25 protein-coding genes are annotated in these 24,726 nt (G+C 41.1%); 4 read left to right on the top strand and 21 right to left on the bottom strand.

Annotated elements, in window-relative coordinates; all coding sequences use genetic code 11:
* Window positions 1-81 precede the first annotated feature (81 nt).
* The 9 genes from recO to rpsU form a co-directional block, all read right to left on the bottom strand.
* A complete protein-coding gene (gene recO, locus EKM81_RS05945) occupies window positions 82-855 on the bottom strand; it encodes a DNA repair protein RecO (RefSeq protein WP_225420195.1) in 774 nt (257 codons plus the stop codon).
* Window positions 852-1,757 (bottom strand): GTPase Era, encoded by a 906-nt coding sequence (gene era / locus EKM81_RS05940; protein WP_125649779.1) that lies wholly within the window; start codon window positions 1,755-1,757, stop codon window positions 852-854. The genes recO and era overlap by 4 nt, the downstream gene beginning before the upstream one ends.
* Window positions 1,758-1,979: 222 nt before the next feature.
* Window positions 1,980-3,572, bottom strand: a complete 1,593-nt coding sequence (locus EKM81_RS05935; RefSeq protein WP_125649776.1) for an ATP-binding cassette domain-containing protein — start codon at window positions 3,570-3,572, stop codon at window positions 1,980-1,982.
* A gap of 498 nt (window positions 3,573-4,070) precedes the next feature.
* Window positions 4,071-4,466, bottom strand: a complete 396-nt coding sequence (locus tag EKM81_RS05930; protein ID WP_125649773.1) for a cytidine deaminase — start codon at window positions 4,464-4,466, stop codon at window positions 4,071-4,073.
* Between the two features lie 17 nt (window positions 4,467-4,483).
* Window positions 4,484-4,882 carry a diacylglycerol kinase family protein gene (locus tag EKM81_RS05925; protein ID WP_125649771.1) on the bottom strand — a complete coding sequence of 133 codons (399 nt, stop codon included), beginning with the start codon at window positions 4,880-4,882 and terminating at the stop codon, window positions 4,484-4,486.
* Entirely contained in the window at window positions 4,866-5,342 is a 477-nt protein-coding gene (gene ybeY / locus EKM81_RS05920) for an rRNA maturation RNase YbeY (RefSeq protein ID WP_125649768.1), read from the bottom strand. Before ybeY ends, EKM81_RS05925 begins: the two co-directional genes overlap by 17 nt.
* On the bottom strand, window positions 5,339-6,328 hold the full coding sequence (locus EKM81_RS05915; RefSeq protein WP_125649765.1) for a PhoH family protein: 990 nt from the start codon (window positions 6,326-6,328) through the stop codon (window positions 5,339-5,341). The genes ybeY and EKM81_RS05915 overlap by 4 nt, the downstream gene beginning before the upstream one ends.
* An 846-nt stretch (window positions 6,329-7,174) precedes the next feature.
* The gene (locus EKM81_RS05910; protein ID WP_125649762.1) at window positions 7,175-7,621 is read right to left on the bottom strand and encodes a GatB/YqeY domain-containing protein; all 447 of its coding nucleotides are present in this window, start codon (window positions 7,619-7,621) and stop codon (window positions 7,175-7,177) included.
* Window positions 7,622-7,844: 223 nt separating this feature from the next.
* On the bottom strand, window positions 7,845-8,024 hold the full coding sequence (gene rpsU / locus EKM81_RS05905; RefSeq protein WP_125649759.1) for a 30S ribosomal protein S21: 180 nt from the start codon (window positions 8,022-8,024) through the stop codon (window positions 7,845-7,847).
* A 212-nt stretch (window positions 8,025-8,236) separates the two neighbouring features.
* On the opposite strand from rpsU, the gene EKM81_RS05900 reads away from it, so the two are divergent.
* Both EKM81_RS05900 and EKM81_RS05895 read left to right on the top strand, forming a co-directional pair.
* Window positions 8,237-9,055: a pyruvate, water dikinase regulatory protein gene (locus EKM81_RS05900; RefSeq protein WP_125649756.1), complete on the top strand. Its 819-nt coding sequence runs from the start codon at window positions 8,237-8,239 to the stop codon at window positions 9,053-9,055.
* Between the two features lie 39 nt (window positions 9,056-9,094).
* Entirely contained in the window at window positions 9,095-9,898 is an 804-nt protein-coding gene (locus tag EKM81_RS05895; protein WP_125649753.1) for a Cof-type HAD-IIB family hydrolase, read from the top strand.
* Between the two features lie 241 nt (window positions 9,899-10,139).
* Here the strand turns inward: EKM81_RS05895 and EKM81_RS05890 are convergent, their stop codons facing one another.
* The 9 genes from EKM81_RS05890 to EKM81_RS05850 form a co-directional block, all read right to left on the bottom strand.
* Window positions 10,140-11,057 (bottom strand): deoxyribonuclease IV, encoded by a 918-nt coding sequence (locus EKM81_RS05890; RefSeq protein ID WP_125649750.1) that lies wholly within the window; start codon window positions 11,055-11,057, stop codon window positions 10,140-10,142.
* 23 nt (window positions 11,058-11,080) lie between these two features.
* Window positions 11,081-11,959 carry a YitT family protein gene (locus EKM81_RS05885; protein WP_125649747.1) on the bottom strand — a complete coding sequence of 293 codons (879 nt, stop codon included), beginning with the start codon at window positions 11,957-11,959 and terminating at the stop codon, window positions 11,081-11,083.
* A 140-nt stretch (window positions 11,960-12,099) separates the two neighbouring features.
* Window positions 12,100-12,921, bottom strand: coding sequence for a ZIP family metal transporter (locus EKM81_RS05880; protein WP_125649744.1), 822 nt, complete (start codon window positions 12,919-12,921; stop codon window positions 12,100-12,102).
* 238 nt (window positions 12,922-13,159) lie between these two features.
* Window positions 13,160-13,684, bottom strand: a complete 525-nt coding sequence (gene msrA, locus EKM81_RS05875) for a peptide-methionine (S)-S-oxide reductase MsrA (protein WP_125649741.1) — start codon at window positions 13,682-13,684, stop codon at window positions 13,160-13,162.
* A gap of 183 nt (window positions 13,685-13,867) precedes the next feature.
* Window positions 13,868-14,689, bottom strand: a complete 822-nt coding sequence (locus EKM81_RS05870; RefSeq protein ID WP_125649738.1) for a metallophosphoesterase family protein — start codon at window positions 14,687-14,689, stop codon at window positions 13,868-13,870.
* 80 nt (window positions 14,690-14,769) lie between these two features.
* Window positions 14,770-15,468, bottom strand: coding sequence for an endonuclease/exonuclease/phosphatase family protein (locus EKM81_RS05865; RefSeq protein WP_125649735.1), 699 nt, complete (start codon window positions 15,466-15,468; stop codon window positions 14,770-14,772).
* Between the two features lie 110 nt (window positions 15,469-15,578).
* The gene (locus EKM81_RS05860) at window positions 15,579-16,370 is read right to left on the bottom strand and encodes a metallophosphoesterase (protein WP_125649732.1); all 792 of its coding nucleotides are present in this window, start codon (window positions 16,368-16,370) and stop codon (window positions 15,579-15,581) included.
* Between the two features lie 120 nt (window positions 16,371-16,490).
* The gene (locus EKM81_RS05855; RefSeq protein ID WP_125649729.1) at window positions 16,491-17,156 is read right to left on the bottom strand and encodes a hypothetical protein; all 666 of its coding nucleotides are present in this window, start codon (window positions 17,154-17,156) and stop codon (window positions 16,491-16,493) included.
* Window positions 17,153-17,458 carry a hypothetical protein gene (locus EKM81_RS05850; protein WP_125649726.1) on the bottom strand — a complete coding sequence of 102 codons (306 nt, stop codon included), beginning with the start codon at window positions 17,456-17,458 and terminating at the stop codon, window positions 17,153-17,155. The genes EKM81_RS05855 and EKM81_RS05850 overlap by 4 nt, the downstream gene beginning before the upstream one ends.
* Before the next feature lie 213 nt (window positions 17,459-17,671).
* On the opposite strand from EKM81_RS05850, the gene EKM81_RS05845 reads away from it, so the two are divergent.
* Window positions 17,672-18,526, top strand: coding sequence for a helix-turn-helix domain-containing protein (locus EKM81_RS05845; RefSeq protein WP_125649723.1), 855 nt, complete (start codon window positions 17,672-17,674; stop codon window positions 18,524-18,526).
* Window positions 18,527-18,794: 268 nt separating this feature from the next.
* Here the strand turns inward: EKM81_RS05845 and aspS are convergent, their stop codons facing one another.
* Together aspS and hisS are read right to left on the bottom strand one after the other, a co-directional pair.
* Entirely contained in the window at window positions 18,795-20,594 is a 1,800-nt protein-coding gene (aspS, locus tag EKM81_RS05840; RefSeq protein ID WP_125649720.1) for an aspartate--tRNA ligase, read from the bottom strand.
* Between the two features lies 1 nt (window position 20,595).
* Entirely contained in the window at window positions 20,596-21,894 is a 1,299-nt protein-coding gene (gene hisS, locus EKM81_RS05835; RefSeq protein ID WP_125649717.1) for a histidine--tRNA ligase, read from the bottom strand.
* A gap of 1,231 nt (window positions 21,895-23,125) precedes the next feature.
* Here hisS and EKM81_RS05830 point away from each other — a divergent pair.
* The gene (locus tag EKM81_RS05830) at window positions 23,126-24,451 is read left to right on the top strand and encodes an N-acetylmuramoyl-L-alanine amidase (protein ID WP_125649714.1); all 1,326 of its coding nucleotides are present in this window, start codon (window positions 23,126-23,128) and stop codon (window positions 24,449-24,451) included.
* Between the two features lie 121 nt (window positions 24,452-24,572).
* On the opposite strand, the gene EKM81_RS11165 is transcribed toward EKM81_RS05830, so the two are convergent.
* Window positions 24,573-24,719, bottom strand: a complete 147-nt coding sequence (locus tag EKM81_RS11165) for a hypothetical protein (protein WP_164509222.1) — start codon at window positions 24,717-24,719, stop codon at window positions 24,573-24,575.
* Window positions 24,720-24,726 lie beyond the last annotated feature (7 nt).

Genomic DNA, 24,726 nt, shown 5'->3' with positions numbered 1-24,726 from the left:
TACCGGAATCATGCCGTAAAAGAAATTGCATAGAAACTTTAATTATTTGAACTGTCTACTTGACGCGGACCAGCGCCAGCCCTATTTCTTCAGCCGATTACTGTTACTGGTTAATTCATCAAGGAAAACTTTGCTCTTCAGCTTCAACCCGACTTGATCAGTATAAATATGATCAAGGATTCGCTGTAATTCACGACGAGTTAAATCACTTAGTTGGACTTGGCCAATTTGTTGCGGTTGCCAAACGGCCAAGCGCTGCAATAACGCCACCGCTTTTGGGCGCGCATGCAATCGATAAGGATCGCGATCCCAATGATTTTGACACAAAAGGCCACCCAATGCTTCCGAATAATCCAGAGGCAAATCATTCCGCTGACAAATCACGCAGCCTTGTAAATACGGCGCCACGCCAAATTCACCTAATAATTTTACCTCAACCAAGTTAGTTAACAATTGCGCATCAGCTTGATCATCCATCCGTTCCAAGGCCGTTTGAATCAAATCATAAGCGCGCCCAACAGGATTACCTTCTGGAAAGGCCGCTGCCGTTAAGGTCAGCAAATATGAAGCATAAGCTTGTAAGACCAAATCACTACTGATATGGCGCCACATCTTCGTACTTTTGGTCGTGGTTAAATAAGACAAGCCATCAGAATTGATCCGCCCAATATATTCAGCTTCAGTAAAAGGTAAAATAGCACTGGTCATTTTAAAGCCGCGCTTCTTAGCACCGCGGACCAAAAACATCTTCGGACCAAAACGATCAGTTAAAATCTGGACGAGTAAATCCCGCTCCGAATAATCACGCCGATACATGACCATACCGCGAAATTCAACATCACGCAGCCAACTCAATTTTTAAAATCGCGTTGGTCGTAGCCAGCCCGCTTCAAGAAAAGTGGGTTGTCACGCCAATTACGTTGCACTTTAACTTGTAGTTTCAGGTTAACTTTCTCGCCTAAAAGTGGTTCGATTTCGCGCCGAGCACCAATACCAACATGTTTGATCATCGACGCCCCCTTACCGATAACAATGCCCTTTTGACTTTCACGGTCAACGAAAACAGTGGCGTTGATCACTAATTTGCCATTCTCATGTGTATTCATGTCTTCAACGACAACTGCAACAGAATGAGGAATTTCATCACGAGTTTGTAATAATAATTGTTCGCGAATCAGTTCAGCCACAACGAAATATTCTGGATGATCCGTCAATTGATCATCAGGATAGTACTTTGGTCCAGCTGGTAAATAGTGTTTGATTTCTTTAACTAATTCATCAACGTTATTACCTTGAGTGGCTGACAAGGGAATGATTTCCGCAAAGTCAGCCAAAGTCCGATACTCATTGATCAACGTCAATAAATCGTCGGGATGAACCAAATCAATTTTATTTATAACTAGAAATAGTGGTGTTTTAATATTGGCTAGTTTTTCAAGAATAAAACGATCTCCAGGGCCAATCTTATCCATCGCCCCAGTCATATAAATCGCAATATCCACTTCGCTTAATGTTGAAAAAGCTGCTTGATCCATATAATTATCTAAATCATTTTTGGGTTTATGAATCCCTGGTGTGTCCAGAAAAACAATTTGTGCTTCATCATCAGTAATCACACCTTGAATCTTATTGCGCGTAGTCTGAGCTTTAGGCGACATAATCGCAACTTTCTCACCAATAACACGATTCATTAACGTTGATTTACCCACATTAGGTCGGCCCAACAAAGCCACAAAACCGGATTTAAATTCTGCCATTTCTGTTCATCCTTTATGAATGCTAGTAGTGATTAGACACTACTTTTAGTACCACTTTGATACCGCATATTCGTTATTTAAGTTCTCTTTTGATTATAACACTTGCCTGGCAAAGATAACTACAGCGTGTGCAAAAGGCATTAAGTAGCAGAAGTTACCTTTGGCGAACACGTTTCAACTGCTTTATTTAATTTTAGCGCAGCACTTGTGGCACCGCCTTACCTAGGATGGCACGATTACTGCTGAGTTATCCAGATGAATCACCTTAGTAAACTGCGCTTGTACGCTGAGCGGTACTTTATGAGAAACCTGAATTAAGGTTTCCGCCTGTGTTAATAGCGTTTGCTGAATAATTGCGGCACTTTCTTCATCTAAGGCCGAAGTAGGTTCATCAGCTAGAACAATTGGGCGCTGCCGCAGAATTGCCCGAGCAATTTCTAAACGCTGAATTTGACCGCCTGATAATTGTCGGGAATCTGAGCCAACTTGATAATCAAGTCCCTTCTCCTTTGATAATTCAGTTAGATCGCTCGCAGCAAGTGCGGCAGTTATTTGCTGATTGTTAAAGTCACTACCGAGCGTTAGATTATTCGTCAAACTATCAACAAATAAGAAAGGCTGTTGCGTAATGTAAGCAAAATTTGGCAACAGGGTTTGTGTTGTGGCTGGAATAACCGGTTGCTGATTAAATTGATAGCTGCCTTGATTGAAGGTCAACTCACCAAGTAGTGCCTTCAATAAACTGGATTTACCAAAGCCTGATGGGGCCATAATTAAGACTTTATCCCCAGCCTGTACCCGGAGGTTAAAATGAGTAAATAATTGCTTGCCAGCTCGTTTTAGGCCAACGTCGGTTAACGTCAGCTTAACAAAATCATTGGCTGGTTCTGCCACGGTTTGCTGGCCTCGTTGAAGGGCAATTTTGATTTTTGCTTGAATTGGCTTAGTTGTTTTCAATTCATTTATTTTAGTAAAAATATTTAACATCGGATTAATTACTGAGTTACTAACTTGCATCACACCCATGAAAATTGCTAAAGTAGTTGCACCTTGAATTACACGATAAATCCCAAAACTAAATGGTAATAGCATTAGTGCGATGTAAGCAATCCCGGTTAATAGTTGCTCGACCTGGCCGACCAGAATGTTCATTTTGCGAAGTGCTTTCTCTAACCGTCGGGATTCTCTTAATCCTTTAGCAGTAAAAAATGCAAATGATTGATAAAGTTGAATAATCGCTAAACCCTCAAATAGATTCTTAAGCTGTCCAGTATAAGCTGAGTTACTTTTACTCCACGCAGTAGATGCTGCCTCAATTCGCCCGCCCAGTTTTGCCGAAAGCAATGCTGGGACGACGCCAGCAAGAATAAAGGCCAATGTCACTAGCCAATCCAAAGTTAAGGCCACCACAAAGGCAATGACAAATTCAAAAATGAGGCCTAAAATATTAATCTCGTTTTCAATGCCTTTCGTCTCTAATAATTTCAAATCATTCGTCATAAATGATAATTCATCGCCCGAATCAATTTGACTTTTTTTCGCGATCGACTCTAGTACAATTGCTTTAATTCTCAGATTAACTTCCATAATTAGTTTATTCTTAACTCGAACCATCATTAAGTTGATCAAAGTTACAAGAATTAAGCACGCAGTACCTAAGAATGCAGTTTGCCAAAAAAGAACCATGTTTTTATTAGTCGCTGCGGTAATGAAGCAACTAGTCATCAAACCTGTAATCACGCTAATTGAATTACCAATTATCATTAACGGCATTAATAAAAATAATGTTCGCTTATTGCCATATTTCCAAATCATTATGATCACACTTTCCAGCTGGTCTAAGCGATCAGGTAAGTTTTTAATACCGTTATTATGAGAGTAATATGATAATATGTATATCGGTCATTAGTACCAAATGATATTATTACCTTTAAAATTAGAAATTTACTAATTTTGTTTTGAAGAGCAACAATATTTGGCTATTCAGAAATCATTTTATCAAAGACCAAACGCGCTTTGACCATTTGAACTCCGTTATCAAAAAAGGTACTTATTCTGCTTATCAGCAAGAGAGAGTGTGTGCAAAAAGCAGTCAGTCGGTGAGCATTAACGAAAAATGCCGAACAATTCGTTAGAATTGCTCGACATTTTTGCGTTAAGCAGAACCGGTTACCTTTGAGAACACATTTCAGCAACGAAAGTTCGGATTATTTTTTGGAATATAGACTTTATGTCTCAGACTCTTCCTCACGCTGGCAAATCACTGCCAACAATTTTTGTCACACGCTAATTTTTATTTTTTAGTGGTGCTGATTAATCGACCCGATCATCATTTAAGAAGAAGGCAAATGGTAACACTTCTTTTAACGGCAGTGTTTCTGACTTACCTTGTAAATTCGACAAAGTCACACTGGCATCGGCTGGCATAAATTCGGTCATCACTTGACGGCAGGCTCCGCATGGTGAAACTGGCCCTTTTGTATCACCGACAACAGCAATCGCCTTTAAATGGCGATGACCAGCGGAAACGGCTTTAAACATGGCAACTCGTTCCGCACATAAACTCATCCCATACGACGAGTTCTCAATATTACAGCCAGTGTAAATTTGACCATCAGCGGTCATAACCGCCGCGCCAACGGCAAAGTGTGAATATGGCACGTAAGCTTGTTCGCGAGCTTGGCGTGCACGCTCAGTTAGTTCATCCATCCTAATCAGGCTCCTCTTTATGCTAATATTTGTAAAACATAAGGCACAAAAATTATTAAACCAACAATGACGGCTAACAAACTCGCAACCAAGACAATCGCCGCCGAAACATCTTTAATGTGCTTGGCCATTGTATCGTACTGCTTTGCGACCAGTAAATCAACTAGGTATTCAACAACTGTATTCCACAGTTCCGCAATTAAAACGATAAAAATCACACTAACTAGCCACAGCCATTCAGTTTTGGCCACTTGTAAAATTGCACTGAGCACAATCACAATCGTGGCAATAGCGAGATGACGTTTAAAATTACCTTCGTGCTGAAAAGTAAAACTCAAGCCCTGGGCAGCATGACGTAAAGATTGCCAGAACGAATGATTTTTACTGGTCTGCGGTTTCTTAGCGTTTAAGCCCATAATTATCCAAAATCTTCTCTTGCAGGCTGATCATCACTTTTTCATCTTCAGGTTCAATATGATCGTAGCCATTTAAATGCAAGAAACCATGAACAAGGGTATAACCAAATTCCCGATCAAAACTATGACCATAGTTTTTAGCTTGTTCAGCAACATAATGGGGCGCAATAATCAAATCACCAATATTACGCGGAATATCAAATTCACTTGCCAACTCTTCAAAATTCGGCAAATCAGACTCATCATCTTCAATCGCAAAACTGATGACATCAGTCGCCCGATCTTTCTGGCGGTATTCCCGATTAACGCGTTGAATCTCATCATCGCTAACCAAGCTGATTGACATTTCTGTGTCGGGTGCTTCATTCAATTCTTTTGCAGCGAATTCAATTAAGTCACGCATCCACTGTTCTCGCCCTGCAGGAACTAACTGCTCTTCGTTAATAATCTCTAAGTTCATGCTTTTCTTTGCTCCTGATCATATTTTTGATAAGCGTCAATAATTTGGGCCACAACTGGGTGGCGAACCACATCGGCTGAAGAAAAATCAATAAAGCCAATATGTTTAACTGACCGTAGAATTTCACCGGCCTGTTTCAGCCCACTTTTTTGATTATGTGGTAAATCCACTTGGGTCAAGTCACCATTAACAATCATTCGTGAATTTAAACCTAAACGGGTCAGAAACATCTTCATCTGTGCGGTTGTCGTGTTTTGGGCCTCATCCAAAATCACAAAAGCATTCTCTAAAGTCCGCCCACGCATATAGGCTAATGGCGCAATTTCAATAATGCCACGCTCTAACATCCGATTTGTTTGATCTTGACCCAAAACAGTGTACAAAGCATCATAAATCGGCCGCAAATATGGATCGATTTTTTCCTTCAAGTCACCTGGAAGAAAGCCTAAGCTCTCACCTGCTTCAACTGCCGGCCGAGTTAAAATAATTCGTTCAACTTCATGGGCCTTCAACGCAGCTACTGCCAAAACGACTGCTAAGAAAGTTTTCCCGGTTCCGGCTGGGCCAATACCAAATGTAATGTCATTATGACGCACTAATTGTACATACTCGCGTTGGCCTAAATTTTTGACTCGAATGGCACGATGTTGACTATCTTTAATTAGAACTTCATTGTACATATCACTGAAACGGCTAATCGTGCCCTTCTGAGCCATCTTAATGGCACTGCGAACATCTGAAGCAGTAATTGTAATATGATGTGTGCTGACTTCACTAAGCTGGTTAAAAATGGCTAGAACTTGTTGATCAACTTCCGCTGGTCCAGTTACAATGATGCGATCAGCAAACGCACGTAATGATACCGATAACTCATCTTCAATAATGTGTAAGAACTCATCATTAACGCCTAACAGGTTGACCGCCTGTTCTGGCTCTTGTAGCACAAACGTCTTTTCTTCGACGGCTTGATTAGTTGCTTCGGTCAAGAAATTCGCTCCTATCGTAAAGTCACTGCTAACAGTGATTGAATACTTAAATTTTAGCACATAATGTCTCAAGTTGCGAAGGTTGGCGGGTTTTTGACGTAGTACAATTTCGAATATTTGCAGGAGCGACCTTGTCGATCATGTGAATATTCAAATTGTACCTAGTCATTTGCCAAGCGTAGCACGATTAGCTCAAGTTGCGATGACTAGCGGGACTTTGGTTTAACACAAGATTCATAAAAAGTTTTAAAACAGAATGGCGTCTGACTCTGTTCCGGGCTGCTTGGCGTGGAACGCGGCCGACGTTGATCTGAGCCAATTCCAAACCAAATTGTCTCAGATACAAGTCTTGTTCTAAATGGCACAGCCATTAAGAACAATTTGGCGGCTGACGCCAAGATCCCTCCACGCCGTCTGGAGCTGAGTTAGTGCACTTTATCTTTGCCAGCACATAAGGCAAGTATATCAGGATAGATCAACTTAGCTTCGATTGTTGTCCTAACTGAACATTATTACAAAAAAACTGTTTGACAGTTTCTGGTTAATTCCAGAAAGATTGTCAAACAGACTTAGTAGTTTACATCAATCTATTTTTCTAAATAGTGGTGATCAATTCAGTTAGTTTTATCAGGTGGTTGCTGGGCGATTGGCGTCAGCTGTGAAATTTGTCTTGCTGCTTTAGCAGCTAGTCAAAGCCTCGTATTTGAGATTGTTGCGTTAGCAATAAGCTCAAATCGACGGCCACAGCGTTCCACGCCCGTTCAATCGCCCAGCAAACAACTTTCTAATTGGGGAAGACTTGGCACAATTCTATTAACAGGTTTTAATAATTAATAGACATTACTATTATTTCGATAACGCTGCTTTAACAAGTTGGTTGACTTTGGCACCGTCAGCACGTCCCTTGACTTTAGGCATCAGTGCTTTCATGACGTTACCCATATCTTTCATTGAGCTAGCGCCAACTTCACTGATGGTGTCATCAACGATTTTAGCTAAATCCTCATCGGATAATGCTGCTGGTAAGTATTCTTTAACGATTGCAATTTCGGCTTTTAATTGATCAGCTAAATCTTGACGGCCGGCATTTTCGAACTCAACTAATGAGTCTTGGCGTTGTTTCAATTCAGAAGCAACCACTGCTAGTTCATCATCGGGTGTTAATGCTTCGTTCTTCTTAATTTTAGCATTCATCAATGCAGATTTGATGCTACGAATAACAGCCAGACGGGTCTTATCCTTAGCCTTCATTGCTGCCTTAAGATCTTCCATGATTTTTGCGTTGAAATCCATTGTAGTACCTCCTGATTAGTGTATGTGGGTTTGTGTGGAAACGTGCAAAAACAGACAGCCAACTCCGCTTAAAATCATTTTCCCAATCAGCCAAATTCAGCTAATTGGGAAAATAACTTTAATGCTCATTGGCTAACCGTCTATTTTTGCACTCTAAAAAAAGAAATACCCCCGTAGTCGTAAGATCACAATGTGTAATCCCAAAACTAAGGGGGTAAAATCATTATCTAAACTTCTTACGCTTCCGAGCAGCTTCGGATTTTAATTTACGTTTAACGCTTGGTTTCTCGTAAAATTCTCGTTTCCGGTATTCTTGAAGTGTACCGCTTTTAGAAACAGAACGTTTAAAACGTCGAAGAGCATCATCAAGTGACTCGTTGTCGCGAACAATTGTCTTAGCCATGTTGATTTCCCTCCTTCCAGTTTCCATGTAACTACCCAAGTTCTGTGCCGTTTTTTAGCGCATCCCATAAGCGTTCTTGTTTATTATAGCGAAACATTAAAATACGGTCAACAATCTTTCGCAAATTTACAGCAAAAATCGTGATGAAAGCGCTGAATATGCTATGATAGAGACAAATAAAATAAAAAATATTTTTTTAAGGATGAGGTCATATGGCAAAACCAAAGACACTTTACGTTTGTTTAATCTCTGATTCGGTTGGCGAAACGGCTTTTAAGTTGGCCCAAGCAGTCATGGTACAATTTCCAGATATTAAACCAATGTATGAACGTTTCCCCTTCGTTACTAATAAGCAAAAAGTTGATGACTTGATCAAAACTGCAGTCGAACGTCAGGCAATTGTGGCCCATACTGTGGTAACCAAAGATTTGAGCGACTATATTCAAGCGCAAGCAGCAGCTAATGGATTAGTGGCGATTGATTTAATCTCGCCAATGATCACCGCTATCAGTCAACGCTTTGATTTAACCCCTACTCACGAAGCCGGTGCTGTGCATCACTTAACGGAGCATTATTTTGATCGCATCTCGGCAATGGAATTCGCGGTACTTTACGACGATGGCAAGGATCCTCGAGGATTTTTGGAAGCTGATGTTGTTTTACTGGGGATTTCACGAACTTCAAAAACACCACTATCACTTTTCTTGGCCAATCGTAATATTAAAGTGGCCAACTTACCAATTGTGCCACAAGCACACATTCCTGATGAAATCTATCAAGTTGATCCTCACAAGATCATTGGCTTAACGAATGATCCCAAGGTATTAAATAATATTCGCCGCGAACGAATGATTGCTTACGGCTTAAATCCTGATACGACTTATTCCGATTTAGACGCGATCAAGAAGGAATTAAGTTTTGCTCAAGACCTTTATCAAAAACTTGGTTGTTATGTCATCAATGTGGCTAACCGTTCCATTGAAGAAACTGCCACTTTAATTTTAGAAAAACTCGGCTTAGATTCTTACTAGTTGATTTAAGTACTGCTGAAAGTACTAAAGGAGCGAATAATGTTACCAAAACTAATTGCTGTGGATATGGACGGGACTTTCCTAAATCGCCAGCGTCAGTATGACCGCCCTAGATTTGAACGTCTCTTTAAAATTATGCACCAGCTTGATATTAAATTTGTCATTGCCAGTGGTGATTCGTATGTGCTGCTACAACAATATTTCCCCGATTTATATCCGCAAATGAATTTTGTGGCCGAGAATGGGGCCAATATTTATTTAGGGGTAACTAAACTTTATCAAAGCAAAATTGCGCCGGAATTGATTCAGCAAGTAATGAACGTTTTACAGAATTTTGAACCCGACCCACTTATTATGTGCGGTCCTGTAAATGCCTATGTATTGGCCGATACACCGGAACCCACTTATCAAATGGTCAACTCTTTTTATCCGAATTTGAAAAGGGTCAACGATTTTGCTGATATTTCAGAACCGATTTTAAAAATTGCCATGTCGCTCCCCTTTAAAGAACGTGATCAAGCCGTCGTTGATTTAAGACAACAATTGGCCGGTGCCTTGATCCCAATTCCCAGTGGTTTCGGTGATATCGACATTAACCTTCCCGGGGTGAATAAAGCTACTGGGTTGTTAAAAATGGCTAAGTTTTGGCAAATCGAACCCAAGGACATGGTTGCTTTTGGTGATGGTGGCAACGATTTGGAAATGTTGAAATTAGTTGGTCGCAGTTATGCGATGGCTAATGCTGACCAAGCTGTTAAAGATATCGCCCAACAAATAATCGGTGACAATAATACCAGTACTGTACTGGATAAGATTGCGAAGTTAATCTCACCAAAGAATTAAACACTGCCACCCGGTAATTAATTATGGTTAAAATTGTGCTCGCAATGAGTCCCGCTGATAAGCAATGCTACAAAACAACGAGTAATTCTGATGATTCGTCAGAATTACTCGTTGTTTTCGCATGAACCGGAAATCGCTATTTTTTGAGAACAAATTTTGCTAAATAGTTTTCAAAAAACTTATTCCGTAATTTTTTAGTTGTTAAAAATTCAGGGTGCAACCAACCTGAGGAAGATCAACGTTATTTTGTTGCAGTCGCGCGTAATTTTGTAATCATCTCTGGGTCAAACTGTTGTGCCCTTAACATAGCGATTTCAGCGGCATATGGCGCAATTGTGCCTTTATCATCATCGGTCAGACCAACGTAAGGCGTTTCCATGATTTTAGGAATCTGTGTCAGTTGCGGGTGATGAGCCACGTGGTTAAGTGCTGCAAATCCAATCGTGCCAAAGCCGATATTGGTATGACGGTCTTTATGACTACCTTGAGGATTTTTAGAATCATTTAAGTGAATTACGCTTAAACGATCCAGACCAATAATGTGATCAAATTCATTGAGCACACCATCAAAATCGTCTTTGATAGGATAACCAGCATCACTTGTATGACAAGTATCGAATGTAATAGACAGTTTGTCATTGTTTTGCGTTCGGTCAATAATCTGAGCTAACTCTTCAAAGGTTCGCCCTACTTCTGTACCTTTGCCAGCCATAGTTTCTAATGCAATCGTCGCCTGCTGATCTGCACTCAGAATCTGATCCATTGCCTGTGCAATTTGGGTGATAGCGGCATCGGCCCCGGCACCAACGTGAGCTCCAGGGTGAAAACTAATGGCCACAGCTCCTAAAGCATCAGCACGTCGAATTTCTTCTTGCATGAAACCAATCGCAAATTCAAGCGCTTCGGGCTTTTTAGTATTGCCTAAATTAATAATGTATGGTGCATGGACCACCGTACTTTTAATGCCAACTTTGGTCGCTAAAGCCTGACCAGCAGGTATATTTAGGTCGGCAATTGGTTTGCGCCGCGTATTTTGAGGCGCGCCAGTAAACACCATCATCGCATTAGCTTGATAAGAAGCAGCTTCCTCGACAGCGCCAACTAACATTTTTTTGCCACTAAGACTCACATGGGAGCCAATTAAAAGTTCATCTGACATTTGCAACCTCCATTAATCGATAATTATTCAACTTTCGGTTCATAAAAATGGCCAAGAATCTTGAAGGACTCAGTAATGCTAACGAATGCATAGGGGTCGGAAGCACGCATGGCTTCTTCCAAATCATGCATTTCATAGCGTGAAATAATCGTGAACAGAATCGTCTTCTCTTCATGCTTGAATGCCCCTTCAGCATCGTGAACAATCGTGATCCCACGCCGCATCGAACGCTGAATCTCGTTAACCACCAACTTCGGCTGATTGGTCACAATCATCACTTGCAACTTCTGATGACTAGTATAAACCATATCAATTACTTGGCCATTAATGAAAATACCAATCGCACTATATAACGCATGAACCCATCCGAAAACGAAGCCGGCAGCCGCAATAATAATCAAGTTAAAGAAAATATTAATGGTGCCCATGCTCCGACCAGTTTTCTTACGGAGGACAATCCCAATAATATCTAGGCCACCGGTGGAAATATCATTTTTTAACGCCATTCCCGTACCAAAGCCGTTGATCAAACCACCAAAAATTGCACAAATAATTGGATCAAAGGTAATATGGATCGATGGCATCAAGTGCATCATAATGGTCGACAATAAAACCGCTACGAAAGTGAAAAAAGTAAAATGATGACCAATTTTGAACCAGGCCAAAATAAATAACGGAATGTTTAAACCAAAGTACAAAATTGGGGTTGTAATCGGAATTGGCGATTTTGCTGTAATGCTAGCAATCACCTGAGCCGCACCAGTAATCCCTGAAGAATAAATTTTCCCAGGTGTCCAGAAGAAATTCAAGGCAACGGACACCGCAATCGCATAAAAAAACGCCATCGTTAACTTGGACAAGTTAGAATGTCGTCTCATCATTCTGTCAATATCTGTAAACATTAATGATTGGGTCCTCTCTAAGGTTCTTAATGTGCCATTATTGTAACACAATTTGCAAAAAAATAGTCAACCCTTAGCAGTTTTTTTAAGTTCGTTTTCAACAAGCAGAAAATGGCCCGATTCCTTAAAGATTTGTTGGCTTAACTTAAGGCCACATCTAAAATCATCATAATAATAAAACCAGTCATCACACCGAGAATTGCCATATGGCTATGACTAGCTGCTGATTCTTTTGCTTCAGGAATCAGTTCCTCGACGACAACATAAATCATTGCCCCAGCAGCAAAAGCTAACGCATAAGGTAAAATTTTGGTCATGGAGCTCACCAACAACGCACCAACAACCCCAGCAAAGGGCTCAACTAATCCAGAAGCCTGCCCATAGAAAAATGCCCGCGCGCGACTGGTCCCACCTTGCCGCATGGGAATTGAAACCGCCGCACCTTCAGGGAAGTTTTGAATCCCGATGCCAATCGCAACGGACACTGCTGCGGCCAGTGCAATTTTAGGATTGGTTGCTTGACTGACCGCACCAAATGCGACCCCGACGGCTAATCCTTCAGGGATATTATGCAACGTAATCGAGAATACTAAGAGAATCGTCCGGCGTAAATAATCAGGAAATCCTTTTTTACTGTCAGCCGCTTGCGTGATAACCAGTTTAGGTAGTAATAAATCTGCTGCGTATAAGAATAAGCCCCCTGCTGCAAAGCCAATTGCAACCACTAACCAGGCAATATCACCATTATCCTCGGCCTGCGCAATAGCTGGATCCAGTAACGACCAAAAACTGGCCGCAATCATCACACCAGAAGCAAAACCCAACATTAAGTTCATCACATTTTGATTAATACTCTTAAAGAAAAATACTAGGGCAGCACCTAATGCAGTCATTAAATACGTAAAAAGCGTTCCTAACAAAGCTTGTTGCCATGGTTGCAACGCTACGAAAAAATCGAACATTAATTCCACTCTCCTTCACTTCAACTTTATCATATTCAATGATGAATTAACAAAGAAATTAGCTACAAAAAATGATTTAATTAGGTCTAGCTAAATATTTTTGCCACTTCCGACTAGCCAAAGAATCAGTCGTAGTCATTCTAATCAAAGGCACAAAAAAATTGTTAGCCAACAAAATTAATTGCTGCTAACAATTCCAAAAATCAGTTACCTCACACTAGCTGAATACGTAAATTCACTATTTTTTAGACCAGTACCTCTTAATAAAGGCTTCGCGGCCACCAGCTTCTTCCATCTGCATCCGTGAGGGGTCCTTACGATAGAAGTCCTGATGATATTCTTCCGCTGGATAGAATGGTTGGACTGGTTCAACCTTAGTCACGATCGGATCCTTAAATCGCCCTGAAGCCGCTAAAGCATCCCGGGAAGCACTTGCTTGTTGGCGCTGCTGGTCATTAGCGACAAAAATAACCGGTCGATAATTATCGCCACGATCCTGAAATTGCCCCATCGCATCAGTTGGATCAGTCACTTGCCAATATATTTGTAATAACTCAGGGTAACTAATCACTTCGGCATCAAAGTCAATTTGAACAGCTTCAGTATGGCCAGTCGTTCCGGAACTAACTTGCTCATAAGTTGGATTGACCACGTGACCACCAGTATAACCGGAAATCACTTTAATGATGCCGGGATACTGATCGAAAGGATGAACCATACACCAGAAACAACCACCCGCAAAAATTGCACGTTCTTTCTTCATCAAAATAACCTCCGTTTAGCATATAATATGCTTTTATTAAAGGCGCCTTCGCTCGAAAAGTCAACCAATTAGATTTTGCACAATTAATAGTACCTACAGTTTAGTATTACTGGTCAAGTAATCATTTTTAAATACGGTTTAGTGACTAACCAGCAATTTAAAATCAAACGTAACTGATTATGTCTACTTAAAGCGACACAATTTAACCTGATTGTTTTGAACTGGTTGTTTAAAGGTATCATAACGATCAATAATCGACCGATACCGTAAAACAGGCACAATACCGCTGTCGCTAGTATGACCATCAAGATAGAAATGACTGTGTCCATCCCAATAAACTCGTCCGAAGTCATGCTGATCGTTCGTAATCTTTTCAGTGTGAATGTGACCAGCAATAATCGTCTTACTGAAATCCCCAATTGTGGCAGGATATTTCTTTGTAAATAAATCGGTGCTGTCATATTGCCAGTATTCTCCTAGATTTTCAGCAATACCCGCATGAACAAAAATTTGATTTTCAGTTTCAAAATAACGTTTTTCTTCAAACTTAGCCGTCCACCAAGCCATCAATTCTGGATAATTTGTCAGAATCCGCCGCCGCAATTCATCCTCACAAACATGATTCAACGCATAACCAGTTTGCGGTGTTCCTGTTTGGGCAGTCGCCATCAGAACAGTTTGCAACTCAACCGGTCCGAAAAAACTACAAATTGTTGACCAGCCAATTTGTGACGCATAAGCCGTCGGTGCTAGTTCTGGCGTATGCAACCACTGATAAAACCATTCATCATGATTACCAAACAGAAAAATGGTACTCAAAGTTGGATCAAAGTCCAATTGAAATAACTTCTCCAAAACTTGTCTAGAAGACGGCCCACCATCAACATAGTCACCCAACAGCACTAATGTTGCGTGACTTTCTACAAAACGAAGGGCCCGATCAAACGCATCATAATTACCATGGATATCACTCATCGCATAAAAACTAAATGTTTTGAAGACCATTTTTACTATCTACCCCCTATTAAGATTTGTCGCTACGGTCAAAAATAATCATGCTGAATATCGCCGTCGATATTGCCATGCTATGGGCTAAGAATGGCTCCGGTCAACGCATGGTCTGATAAAAACAACTGACTGTTTGGGTCCATTAAAGCATGATCAAATACTAAGCGTTGACTGGGCACTTCAGCCTCCGGGATGAAAACAAAATCTAATTTACTGTGAAATAAAGAAGTAACAGACACTGGCTTTAATAAATCGTCATATAACTTAATTGCCGACTTAGCCCCCCGCACCGGATTAAAATCACCAACTATTAACTTAGGCTTTAGTTTTCGTATACTATCTTTAAATTTCTGATCAAAATCTCGAACCTGAGCTGGTTGCGGATAATGAACGCCTATGAACCAGTCATCAGCAATTTGAAGGCCTAATATTTTCGCTGTCTGATTAATTTTAAAATAATGACCATCTAACTGAGCTTGCAGCTTGATTGACGACTTAACTGCAGCGACTACCCCAGCAAAAGCGCGAACGCTAGGCTGAAAGTCTTGCGGATAAATAAAATAATATTGGCCGCGTAATTGCGTAGCAATCTCTGCAAACAATGGGCCATATTCTTCAATGAAAAAAATAATGTCTGGATTTTGATCACTAATTGCAGTGATTGCCCGTTGTGACCGGGTTTGGTCAGTTAAACCACTACTTCCCAACTGAAAATGTGACTTGTCAAGTGGTGGTAAATTAAGCGTGATAACTTTTAATTGGTTACTTGATTTCATTTTTTAATGATTCACTAGTATTTTCCGCTCATTAACTAGTGCGCTCCTTTCTGTAATTGCATAATTTCTCTCCTGAGCTAACACCTGCTAGCTGGTGCCACTGCTTAAATTTAGTGTTGAAAAATCTCGTGCCGCAAATAAGTTTGAACTTGCGGTGAAGTTGCCCAATTTGTGGGAATCACTTTAGGCACACCTTGGTCCAGCAGCAGTAAACTACCATCACCAAATAAATTATTCAAATGATTACCGTTAATACTGAATGTGTCAATAGCAATTAATGAATCAGGTCGCCCCGGCTCATTAATAATGCTGGTCACAGTTGTGTGACCGACAATTTGTTGCAGATATTTTGGATTAGGTGCGTCCCGTAATTCTTGCCAATAATCAGCCCACAAAGGACTGCCGTTCCAATAACGACCACCACGCGCTGTTCCGACACGGTCCTCTAACGCTTTGACCAGTAGCAGATCTTCCTCAGTAAGCACCTGAAAATAGCGTTCATCAAGATCATTGCCCCAGCATAGACCAGCATGACTGATTAGAAAACCGGCACTTTTCACTGCCACTTGTAAACCTAGTTGTAACAGTTGGCTGCGAACAAACTCAAAATCAGTATGCTTTTGTAGCGAATATAAACGTGGCGTTCTAGTCAAGTATGAGCCGTCGTGATTACCTAATAAGGTTGTCACCGCAAATCCTGCGGCCATCATCGTCTGTTTCCAATTCAGTAAAAATGATAGTTCCTGTCGATATAGCTGACTATTTTGTTCTTGATGCCATTCATCAACATAATCTCCCATGAGAATCAATTGTTGACAATTTAGTTGCTGCGCCTTTTCTTGAACAATAGGTAAAATGACGCGATTTTTTAAATGAGTGTCCCCAACCAATAATGTGCGCATAGCTAGCCTCCTAACGCCTATTTGAACTATTAATTTTAGCCAGCGACAACATTGCCCTTTGCAGCAAGCCTCTAATCAATTTATTTTATTGTCCTAAAATGCTTTTTAATCAGTCTTACTTTATTCATTGGGAACCAGTTGACTAACTGCTAAACAATATTTGGACTGAAGAATAACCATGGCGCGACGATTTTCCTGCAAACGGTGCACCGTTTCGGCAGTTGTTGGCATGGCCAGTATGTCATGTTGCTGTTGATCAAGCTCAGCTAATTTAACAATTGTTGCTAAATCATTCCTCCGAATCCGAATGAGCTGATCGCGCTTACTAACCACCTTTGATTGCGTCAATATAGTTACGATGACGATCACCGATTCTGGAATCCCCTGCGCTCGTAAATCAGCCACTGTGTAAGCTGAAATTTGTAAGATATCATGAAGATAAGTTGAAGCAATCAGCGTATGCGTTAACTGTTGGCGAATTTTGTCTTCAACAATCGATCGCACAATATCAACCGGACCCGATGTTGTGTATAGATCAACGGCTGGGCTTTCAGCTTCAGTGAGACTAATCCCCGATTTGCTAAAATGTGCCTCAATATAAGCTGGATTATTACTCCGATATTGAACGCTCGCGGTGAGCAGCCATTGGAAGAAAAAGTCTTTTTCAATCAGCGCGATCATTGCCTGGGCCTGTTCAATTGCTGGTCGACCAGCTTGGTCCACTTGCTTTAGATGTGCCTGCGATGCAATTTGCCGAGCAACTTTCCAGAATGCGTCTTTTTTCATTTTGGCCACTCCTGATTTGCTTTTTCATCAAGCGCGATGCTATTAATTATGGTAGTCCGGCGAAATGTGACATCATAGGCCGTGTTTAGTGGTTCTAAAACAAACAATGCTGGTTGCCCAAGTTTTAAACGTTCAATCTTTAAAACTCGAATAATTTCGCGATCTTTTCGTAGCGCATGCCTGTTATTCAAGCGGCACAAATAACGCTCGTCGGGCCTGATCCGAATTAAATAAGTACTACCACTATCAGTGGTGAAAATATAATCACCTGGCATATCATTGGTCAGCTCTGTTAAGACCATCAGTTTTATCCTCCCAATATAATTATTTATTATCATTAATTTTTACGAAGTCCCATTGTCCCGACAAAGGTTAGCATAGCATGTCCTTGAAGTCACAACAACTGGAAATATCAGATAATAAAAGCTATGATAGTAGGCATTAAATGTCTATTTTTACGACATCACTTTATAATCAATCTGACAAATTAAATTAAATATTTAGGAGCAACGCTAATGAATAAATATCAGGCTTCAGAAGCAGCAATCAGTCGTAAGCTGCAGCAATTAAGAAAAGACAGCGGGCTGAAACAAGCCGCAGTTGCCCAGAAAATTCATCTTGGCAATGGTATCAGCCGCAGTTCAATCTCTGACTGGGAGAATGCTACAGAACATCCAGGGCGATTACCCAGCATCTCCCAGCTAATCGATCTTTGCAATCTTTACGAAGTTGATTTTGATTATGTTTTAGGCGCCAGTGATATCAAATCAAAAGACAAGCAGATCATGAGTCAAACCTTACACTTAAGTGAACGCAGCCTTAATCTCTTAACCAAGCAACAAACTGGCAATTTTATTGACTACCTCTTAACCGACCCATTGCTCCAGGAAGTCGCCCAGGTAGCCAGGCAGATAAGTATGAATAACTTGATTGCAGATGTGCTGACCACTTCTTTTACAGCTAAGTTTGCCAAAAAAGTGCAGCATTTATTTGAAGATTACTATTTCAGTGTCTTTCCAATGGATATGAGTGCAGCGACATTTCAGGACTATTTGGCCAAGAAAATTCCGGCTGCCAAAATCAAAGAACCGACCAAGTTTCTACAGGATAATTTCTTAGTAGATGGACAATTATTTGTTGCGAACCGCTACGATCACTTTAAGCAACTCCCAAAGTCAACACAATATGCCGCAATTATTGCTAGCATTACGGCCATTTCCTATGATTATTGTGTTAGTGCCGAGGCTGTGAAACGAATTAAGCAGCGACTCTCCGCTGACCTCAATCAAATTTTAGAAAACATCATCAATCAGCTAACCACTGAGGCTCAAGAAAGAATCCGGCGAAACTTACCGCAAGCTACCAAGTAAGCTCTCGGTAAAAGTTTTCGCTAATTTAAGCGCTGCTTCCCACAATAAAACAGCAGCTGATAAAAGGCAGTTAGTGAGCAGTAACGCCAAAAAGGCAAGCAATTCAAATGAATTGCTTGCCTTTTTTGTGTTAGGCGAAACCGACTGCCCGCTGAAAATACGTTGCAGCAATGAAAGTTTACTTTATTTGATCAAAGAAGTGACGTTATAGCTGTTTTTCTAATGACCATTATTTAAACAAAATATTAACTAAGTTAGCAGATACTCTCTACTTATTTTGCGTAGTATCTTCAGCTGCTTTTTCTACACTAGCATCGACGTCCAAGCCTAGTTCTTCCAACTGGCTGGCCGCTACTCGGGCAGGTGCTGCAGTCATTGGTTCCGTCGCCTTCGAATTCTTAGGGAAGGCAATCACGTCACGAATATTGTCGCGACCAGCTAACAACATCGCAAAACGATCCAAGCCAATCGCTAAACCACCAAGTGGTGGGAAACCATAATTCATCGCATCCAATAAGAAACCGAATTGTGCTTGCGCCCGTTCTGGCGTGAAGTCTAAGGCCTTCAGCATTTTTTCCTGGATTTCCCGATCGTGAATACGAATTGAACCGCCACCCAACTCATAGCCATTCAAAACGATGTCATAACTTTGCGCATGAGCTGAATGTGGGTCGGTATCCAATAAGTGAATGTCTTCTTCATTAGGCATTGTAAATGGATGGTGGGCAGCAATCCAGTGTTGATCACCTTCATCATATTCAAACAATGGCCAATCAACGACCCAAGTGAAGGCAAATTGATTATCAGGAATCAAATCTAATTCTTTAGCCAAGAAAGTTCGTAAGTAACCTAAACTATCAGCAACTACCTTCTTGCTAGCGGCCACAAAGAGGATTAAGTCACCATCCTTAGCAGCTAGTTTTTCTAGTAGGGTCGCACTGTCATCCTTTAAGAACTTTGCGACTGGGCCAGCAACGGTGCCAGCTTCCACCTTAACCCAAGCTAAGCCCTTAGCACCAAAACGTTTGATGTAGTCTTGCATGGCTTCAATCTTCTTACGAGAATATTTAGCAGCTGCTTGTGGCGCGACAATCGCCTTCACTTGGCCGCCGTCAGCAATTGCCTGTTCAAAGACCTTGAAGCTGCTATCTTTAAAATAGTCGCTTAAATCTTGAAGTTCCATGCCAAAACGTAAATCTGGTTTATCCGAGCCGAAACGAGCTTGCGCATCATCCCAAGTGATCCGCGGAAATGGTAGCTTGACGTCAATGCCTTTTTCATCATGCATGACCTGTGCAATCAAACCTTCAGTTAAAGTTTGAATTTGAGTAGCATCCAAGAAGCTAGTTTCAAGATCGATTTGGGTAAATTCTGGTTGGCGGTCACCACGTAAATCTTCGTCACGGAAACAACGCGCAATTTGATAATAACGATCGAAACCAGAACTCATTAATAACTCTTTAAATAGCTGAGGTGACTGTGGTAAAGCATAAAAACTACCAGGATAAACTCGTGATGGCACCAAATAATCCCGTGCACCTTCAGGGGTTGATTTTGTTAAATCGGGTGTTTCAATTTCAATAAAGTCATTATCGTCTAAGAAATGATGGGCAGATTTCATAATTTGTGCTCGCGTCCGAATGGCCTTCATCATTTCTGGCCGCCGTAAATCTAAATAACGATACTTTAATTTAGTATCTTCAGAGGCATTAACGTTATCTTCAATATCAAAAGGTGGTGTCTTGGCTTTGTTCAAAATCTTAATTTCAGTGACTTCAACTTCAACTTTACCAGTCTTCATGTTGGGGTTAATGGCCTTTTCACCACGGGCAGCAACTTTACCATGAACACTAATGACATATTCATTGCGTAAATCTTCAGCAACTGCTAACGCTTCACCATTAATCGCTTGACTGAACACTAATTGAACAATACCCTCACGATCACGTAAGTCAACGAAAATCAAATTACCTAAATCGCGGCGTTTTTGAACCCAACCAGCGAGGTCGATTTCTTGGCCTAAATATTTTTCATCTACTAAACCACTATAAGTTGTGCGTTTGATCATGCTATTTGCCCCCAAATTGCTGCATTAATTGTTGATATACTGCTTGAAAATCATTCTCTAAATCGCTTAACTTCACTTGAACTTGTTCACCAGTGGCTAGATCTTTAACAGGCACTTCGCCACTTGCTAATTCACTTTCACCCACGGTAATCACGAATCGCGCGTCTAAACGGGTCGCTGATTTAAATTGGCCCTTGATTTTGCGATCTAAATAATCCTGATCAGCGCTAAAGCCACAACGGCGAATTTCTTGTAAAATCCGCAAAGCTGGTACTTGCACATCATCGCCAACTTTAGCCAAGTAAAAGTCTAATTTTGGTTGGACCGGCATTTGGTCTTGGTCTAAAAGTAGTAATAAACGTTCAACGCCAATCCCAAAACCAATCCCTGGCTCAGCTGGGCCACCGAATTCTTCAACCAAACCATCGTAGCGCCCACCAGCAATAACCGTCATTTCTGAATTATTAAAAGCTGGCGACTTGACCATGATTTCAAAAATCGTATCGGTGTAATAATCTAAGCCACGAACCATCGTCGAATCAACTTCATAATCAATTCCTAGTCCTGACAAACCGGCCTTAACGGCAGCAAAGTGTGCCTGTGATTCTGGTGTTAAATAATCAATGATACTTGGTGCATTAGCAACTAATTCTTGGTCATGAGCATCTTTACTATCTAAAATCCGCAACGGATTTGTTTGTAACCGACGCTGTGAATCCTCACTTAATTGGTCTGCTAATGGTGTCAAATAATCGACTAAAGCTTGATGATATTTCTCACGAGTAGCACTATCACCTAAACTATTAATTTCCAATTTTAATCCAGATAATTTTAAGCTCCGCAGAAATTCTAAGGCCATGCTGATCACTTCAACATCTAAAGCTGGCGAACTGGCACCAAAGGCTTCAACCCCAATCTGGTGGAATTGACGCAACCGACCTGACTGTGGCCGCTCGTAGCGAAACATTGGTCCATGATAATAAACTTTGTAAGGCTTGACTTGTTCTGGACCAAATAATTTGTTTTCAACATAAGCGCGAACCACACCAGCTGTGCCTTCGGGACGAAGGGCAATGTGGCGGCCACCTTTATCATCGAAATCATACATTTCTTTGGAAACCACATCAGAGCTTTCACCTGATGAACGTTCAAACACATCATAAGATTCGAAAATTGGTGTGCGAATTTCATGAAAATCATAAGTTGAGAAAATCTCTTGGGCTTTGTTTTCAACATACTGCCATTGATGCGAGTCTGCTGGCAGAATATCGGCAGTTCCTTTTGGCTTTTGATAACGCATGTAAGCACTTCCTTCTATTAAAATAAAAAACACCCCTATCGTTGTTTTCGATAAGGGTGCTATTGGCACGGTACCACCTTAATTAATACTCATTGGATAACGTCTTGTGGACGGAGCTACTGCTAGCTCAACCTCAAAATGGTCTTTTCACTTGTTCTAACCTCTCAGCTTTGGTCAGTCTCTGTAATAAGCTACTTTTCATTTATCATCGGTTTTGTATTCTTCTTAAATGTACACGGCAGTTTTCTGAAAGTCAAGAGAAAATCGTTGCTAACAACGAATTGCCGTGACTGACGACGGTATTTTGGATTTTCAAATTCAATACTAAAACGGGATTTGGAGACGAACTAGATTTGACTCCATTGCAGGCCTGCTGGTTGTGGAACGCGGCCGACGTCGATTTGAGCTTTTCTGCGAAAATCTCAAATACGAGTCTTATTCTAAGCAATAAATTACCGAGTCTTATTCTAAGCAATAAATTACTAAGAATAATTTGGCTGCTACTCGCAGGCTCGGGCGCAAATAAAGGCCATTGGCTGACAACCACGCCCTCCATTCCGTCTGGAGTTGAGGTGGTGCACTTCACGGTTGTTAGTGGTTAAGGCAATTATTGTGGAGTTAATCAACCCTGTTAGACTGATATTCAATTCGAATAGTAAGACCGAGATATTCTAATTGATAATCGATTTCAGTTCTGTAACACGCTGATTTCGTCAACTCCATAAAACTTGTCAATCAAACTATTAGTTCACCCCAATCTGTTTTTCCAAATAGAGGTAATCAGTTCTGTTAATTTCATCAGGTGGTGGCTGGGCGATTGGCGTTAATGGGGAAATTATTCTTGCCGCTTCAGCGGTTAGAATAAGGCTTGTATTTGAGATTGTTGCGAAGCAATAAGCTCAATCAATGCCCACCATGTTCCACGCCCTCTTAATCGTCCAGCCACCACCGCCCCCTAATTGGGGAAGTCTTGGCACTATTTTAGTTTCAGTCCGTCAAATCGCTGGGCCCCTGCCATCACTCGACTAGAGCACGACTTAATCAAATTCAGGTTTTAAAAACCAATTACTTAAAAAATTCAACAATTTCGATTCTGCAAAAGAATAATTATTAAAAGTTACCAGTTTTACCGACCTATTTACCCTATTCTGCTAAGTTCCGTGGTAAAATTAATTCAGTTATTGACCATTTTAAGCGTCAAGTTAATTAAGAATTTAAAGGACTGAATACAATGAAACCATTTTTACATAAAGTCTGGCGTTGGCGCATTTTAATTATTGTGGTCCTGGCAATTGTGACTTCAATTGGGACCACCTTCGTTTTAGCAAATAGCAATCAAGTTGTTGTCCAAGCCAATGTGCTCAACATTCGTAAGGGACCAGGACTTGCCTACGATGTCACGGCACAAGTGAACAAGGGCCAGCGCCTAACCGTGATTGGCGAACGTAACGAGTGGTATGAGGTCCGCCTCAGTAATACTGAAGTTGGTTGGGTCGCAAGTTGGCTGATCAAGAACACTGAAGTCAGTGCCACCAGCAATCAAATCGGGTTAGTCAATGCCGGTGCCACCCCAATTTATGCCAGCAAAGGCCAAAAGACTGATCCCCTCGCACAATTAAACGCTGGTGATAAAGTAGCTGTTTTATACCAAGAGGATGGTTGGTATCAAATCAAGCATGCTGATTCTGTCGCTTGGATTGCCCAAAGTAAAGTTAAATTAACAGACCAAGTTGAAAGTGATGCCAAAACAACTAACACTGGCAACTCAAGTACTACTAACAGTGCTGATCAAGTTGTTGTCGTTGATTCCGACGGGACACCGCTTCGGTCTGAGCCTAGTGCTTCGGCTAGCGTGGTCACAACTTTAAACGCCAAGGATACGCTGACTTACGTCAAAACTGTGAATCAATGGTACCAGGTCAAAACTAGTCAGGGCCAAACTGGTTATTTAGCTAGTTGGTTAGTTGCCCTCGCTGATAAAAAGACCCAAGACGACACGATGCCAAAAATTGCTTCTAATTTAGCTGAAGCCACAATTGTGCTTGATCCTGGTCACGGTGGCAGTGATACTGGTGCGCTTTCTGGCAGTAATCAATACGAAAAGACTTACACCTTAGCTGTCGCTCAAAAAGTGGCCACTAAACTTCGGGCGGCTGGGGCCAATGTGGTCCTGACGCGGAGTAATGATTCCTTTGTAGACTTAGCACCGCGAGCTCAGGCCTCAAACAAATTAAAAGCCGACGCCTTCATCAGTTTACATTTTGATTCCAGTGAAAATGCTAATGAAGCGTCTGGCGTGACAACTTACTACTATCACAATAATCGCGATAAGAAGTTAGCGGATCTAATCAGTCAGCAATTAAGTAATTTGCCGCTAGATAATCGTGGTGTCGAATTTGGTAACTTCCAAGTCCTCCGGGACAACGAACGCCCTGCTGTCCTACTAGAACTTGGATACATTAACACTAAAAAAGATTTCAGTTACATCCAACAAAATGATTATCAGAACAAAGTAGCCAGTGACGTGGTTAATGCACTGACGGCGTATTTTAAATGATCATTTAAAGCCCGTTTGACAGTTTCTCCAATTTCAGAGACTGGCAGACGGGCTTTATTTGTTTTATTATTCAGTTTTAAATGACGTTGACATATGCTGACGACCATGTCAGCGATGACGGTTATTCCTTAGTATGATGCCGATACCAAATCAAACTGGCAATTCCTACTAAAGCACTAACCGTTACCCAGCTAGGAATATCTACATTGATCCGCAAACCTTGAAAGTCATTATTCGGATCATGACTAATTTCAAAATGTTTCGCCATTGCCACA

Source organism: Lapidilactobacillus gannanensis (assembly GCF_003946675.1).
Classification (GTDB): domain Bacteria; phylum Bacillota; class Bacilli; order Lactobacillales; family Lactobacillaceae; genus Lapidilactobacillus; species Lapidilactobacillus gannanensis.
Note: the sequence above shows the minus strand (reverse complement) of the source record. Positions and strands in the feature narration are given on the sequence as shown.

Bases quoted from the DNA above. Each gene is read 5' to 3' on its own strand.
- EKM81_RS05860 (WP_125649732.1), bottom strand. From the start codon at position 16,370: ATGCGCACATTATTGGTTGGGGACACTCATTTAAAAAATCGCGTCATT.
- EKM81_RS05830 (WP_125649714.1), top strand. From the start codon at position 23,126: ATGAAACCATTTTTACATAAAGTCTGGCGTTGGCGCATTTTAATTATT.
- EKM81_RS05870 (WP_125649738.1), bottom strand. From the start codon at position 14,689: ATGGTCTTCAAAACATTTAGTTTTTATGCGATGAGTGATATCCATGGT.
- hisS (WP_125649717.1), bottom strand. From the start codon at position 21,894: ATGCGTTATCAAAAGCCAAAAGGAACTGCCGATATTCTGCCAGCAGAC.
- EKM81_RS05845 (WP_125649723.1), top strand. From the start codon at position 17,672: ATGAATAAATATCAGGCTTCAGAAGCAGCAATCAGTCGTAAGCTGCAG.
- msrA (WP_125649741.1), bottom strand. From the start codon at position 13,684: ATGAAGAAAGAACGTGCAATTTTTGCGGGTGGTTGTTTCTGGTGTATG.
- EKM81_RS11165 (WP_164509222.1), bottom strand. From the start codon at position 24,719: ATGGCGAAACATTTTGAAATTAGTCATGATCCGAATAATGACTTTCAA.
- EKM81_RS05885 (WP_125649747.1), bottom strand. From the start codon at position 11,959: ATGTTTACAGATATTGACAGAATGATGAGACGACATTCTAACTTGTCC.
- aspS (WP_125649720.1), bottom strand. From the start codon at position 20,594: ATGATCAAACGCACAACTTATAGTGGTTTAGTAGATGAAAAATATTTA.
- rpsU (WP_125649759.1), bottom strand. From the start codon at position 8,024: ATGGCTAAGACAATTGTTCGCGACAACGAGTCACTTGATGATGCTCTT.
- EKM81_RS05855 (WP_125649729.1), bottom strand. From the start codon at position 17,156: ATGAAAAAAGACGCATTCTGGAAAGTTGCTCGGCAAATTGCATCGCAG.
- EKM81_RS05930 (WP_125649773.1), bottom strand. From the start codon at position 4,466: ATGGATGAACTAACTGAGCGTGCACGCCAAGCTCGCGAACAAGCTTAC.
- era (WP_125649779.1), bottom strand. From the start codon at position 1,757: ATGGCAGAATTTAAATCCGGTTTTGTGGCTTTGTTGGGCCGACCTAAT.
- EKM81_RS05935 (WP_125649776.1), bottom strand. From the start codon at position 3,572: ATGATTTGGAAATATGGCAATAAGCGAACATTATTTTTATTAATGCCG.
- EKM81_RS05890 (WP_125649750.1), bottom strand. From the start codon at position 11,057: ATGTCAGATGAACTTTTAATTGGCTCCCATGTGAGTCTTAGTGGCAAA.
- EKM81_RS05910 (WP_125649762.1), bottom strand. From the start codon at position 7,621: ATGGATTTCAACGCAAAAATCATGGAAGATCTTAAGGCAGCAATGAAG.
- EKM81_RS05925 (WP_125649771.1), bottom strand. From the start codon at position 4,882: ATGGGCTTAAACGCTAAGAAACCGCAGACCAGTAAAAATCATTCGTTC.
- EKM81_RS05895 (WP_125649753.1), top strand. From the start codon at position 9,095: ATGTTACCAAAACTAATTGCTGTGGATATGGACGGGACTTTCCTAAAT.
- EKM81_RS05850 (WP_125649726.1), bottom strand. From the start codon at position 17,458: ATGGTCTTAACAGAGCTGACCAATGATATGCCAGGTGATTATATTTTC.
- EKM81_RS05880 (WP_125649744.1), bottom strand. From the start codon at position 12,921: ATGTTCGATTTTTTCGTAGCGTTGCAACCATGGCAACAAGCTTTGTTA.
- EKM81_RS05900 (WP_125649756.1), top strand. From the start codon at position 8,237: ATGGCAAAACCAAAGACACTTTACGTTTGTTTAATCTCTGATTCGGTT.
- ybeY (WP_125649768.1), bottom strand. From the start codon at position 5,342: ATGAACTTAGAGATTATTAACGAAGAGCAGTTAGTTCCTGCAGGGCGA.
- EKM81_RS05865 (WP_125649735.1), bottom strand. From the start codon at position 15,468: ATGAAATCAAGTAACCAATTAAAAGTTATCACGCTTAATTTACCACCA.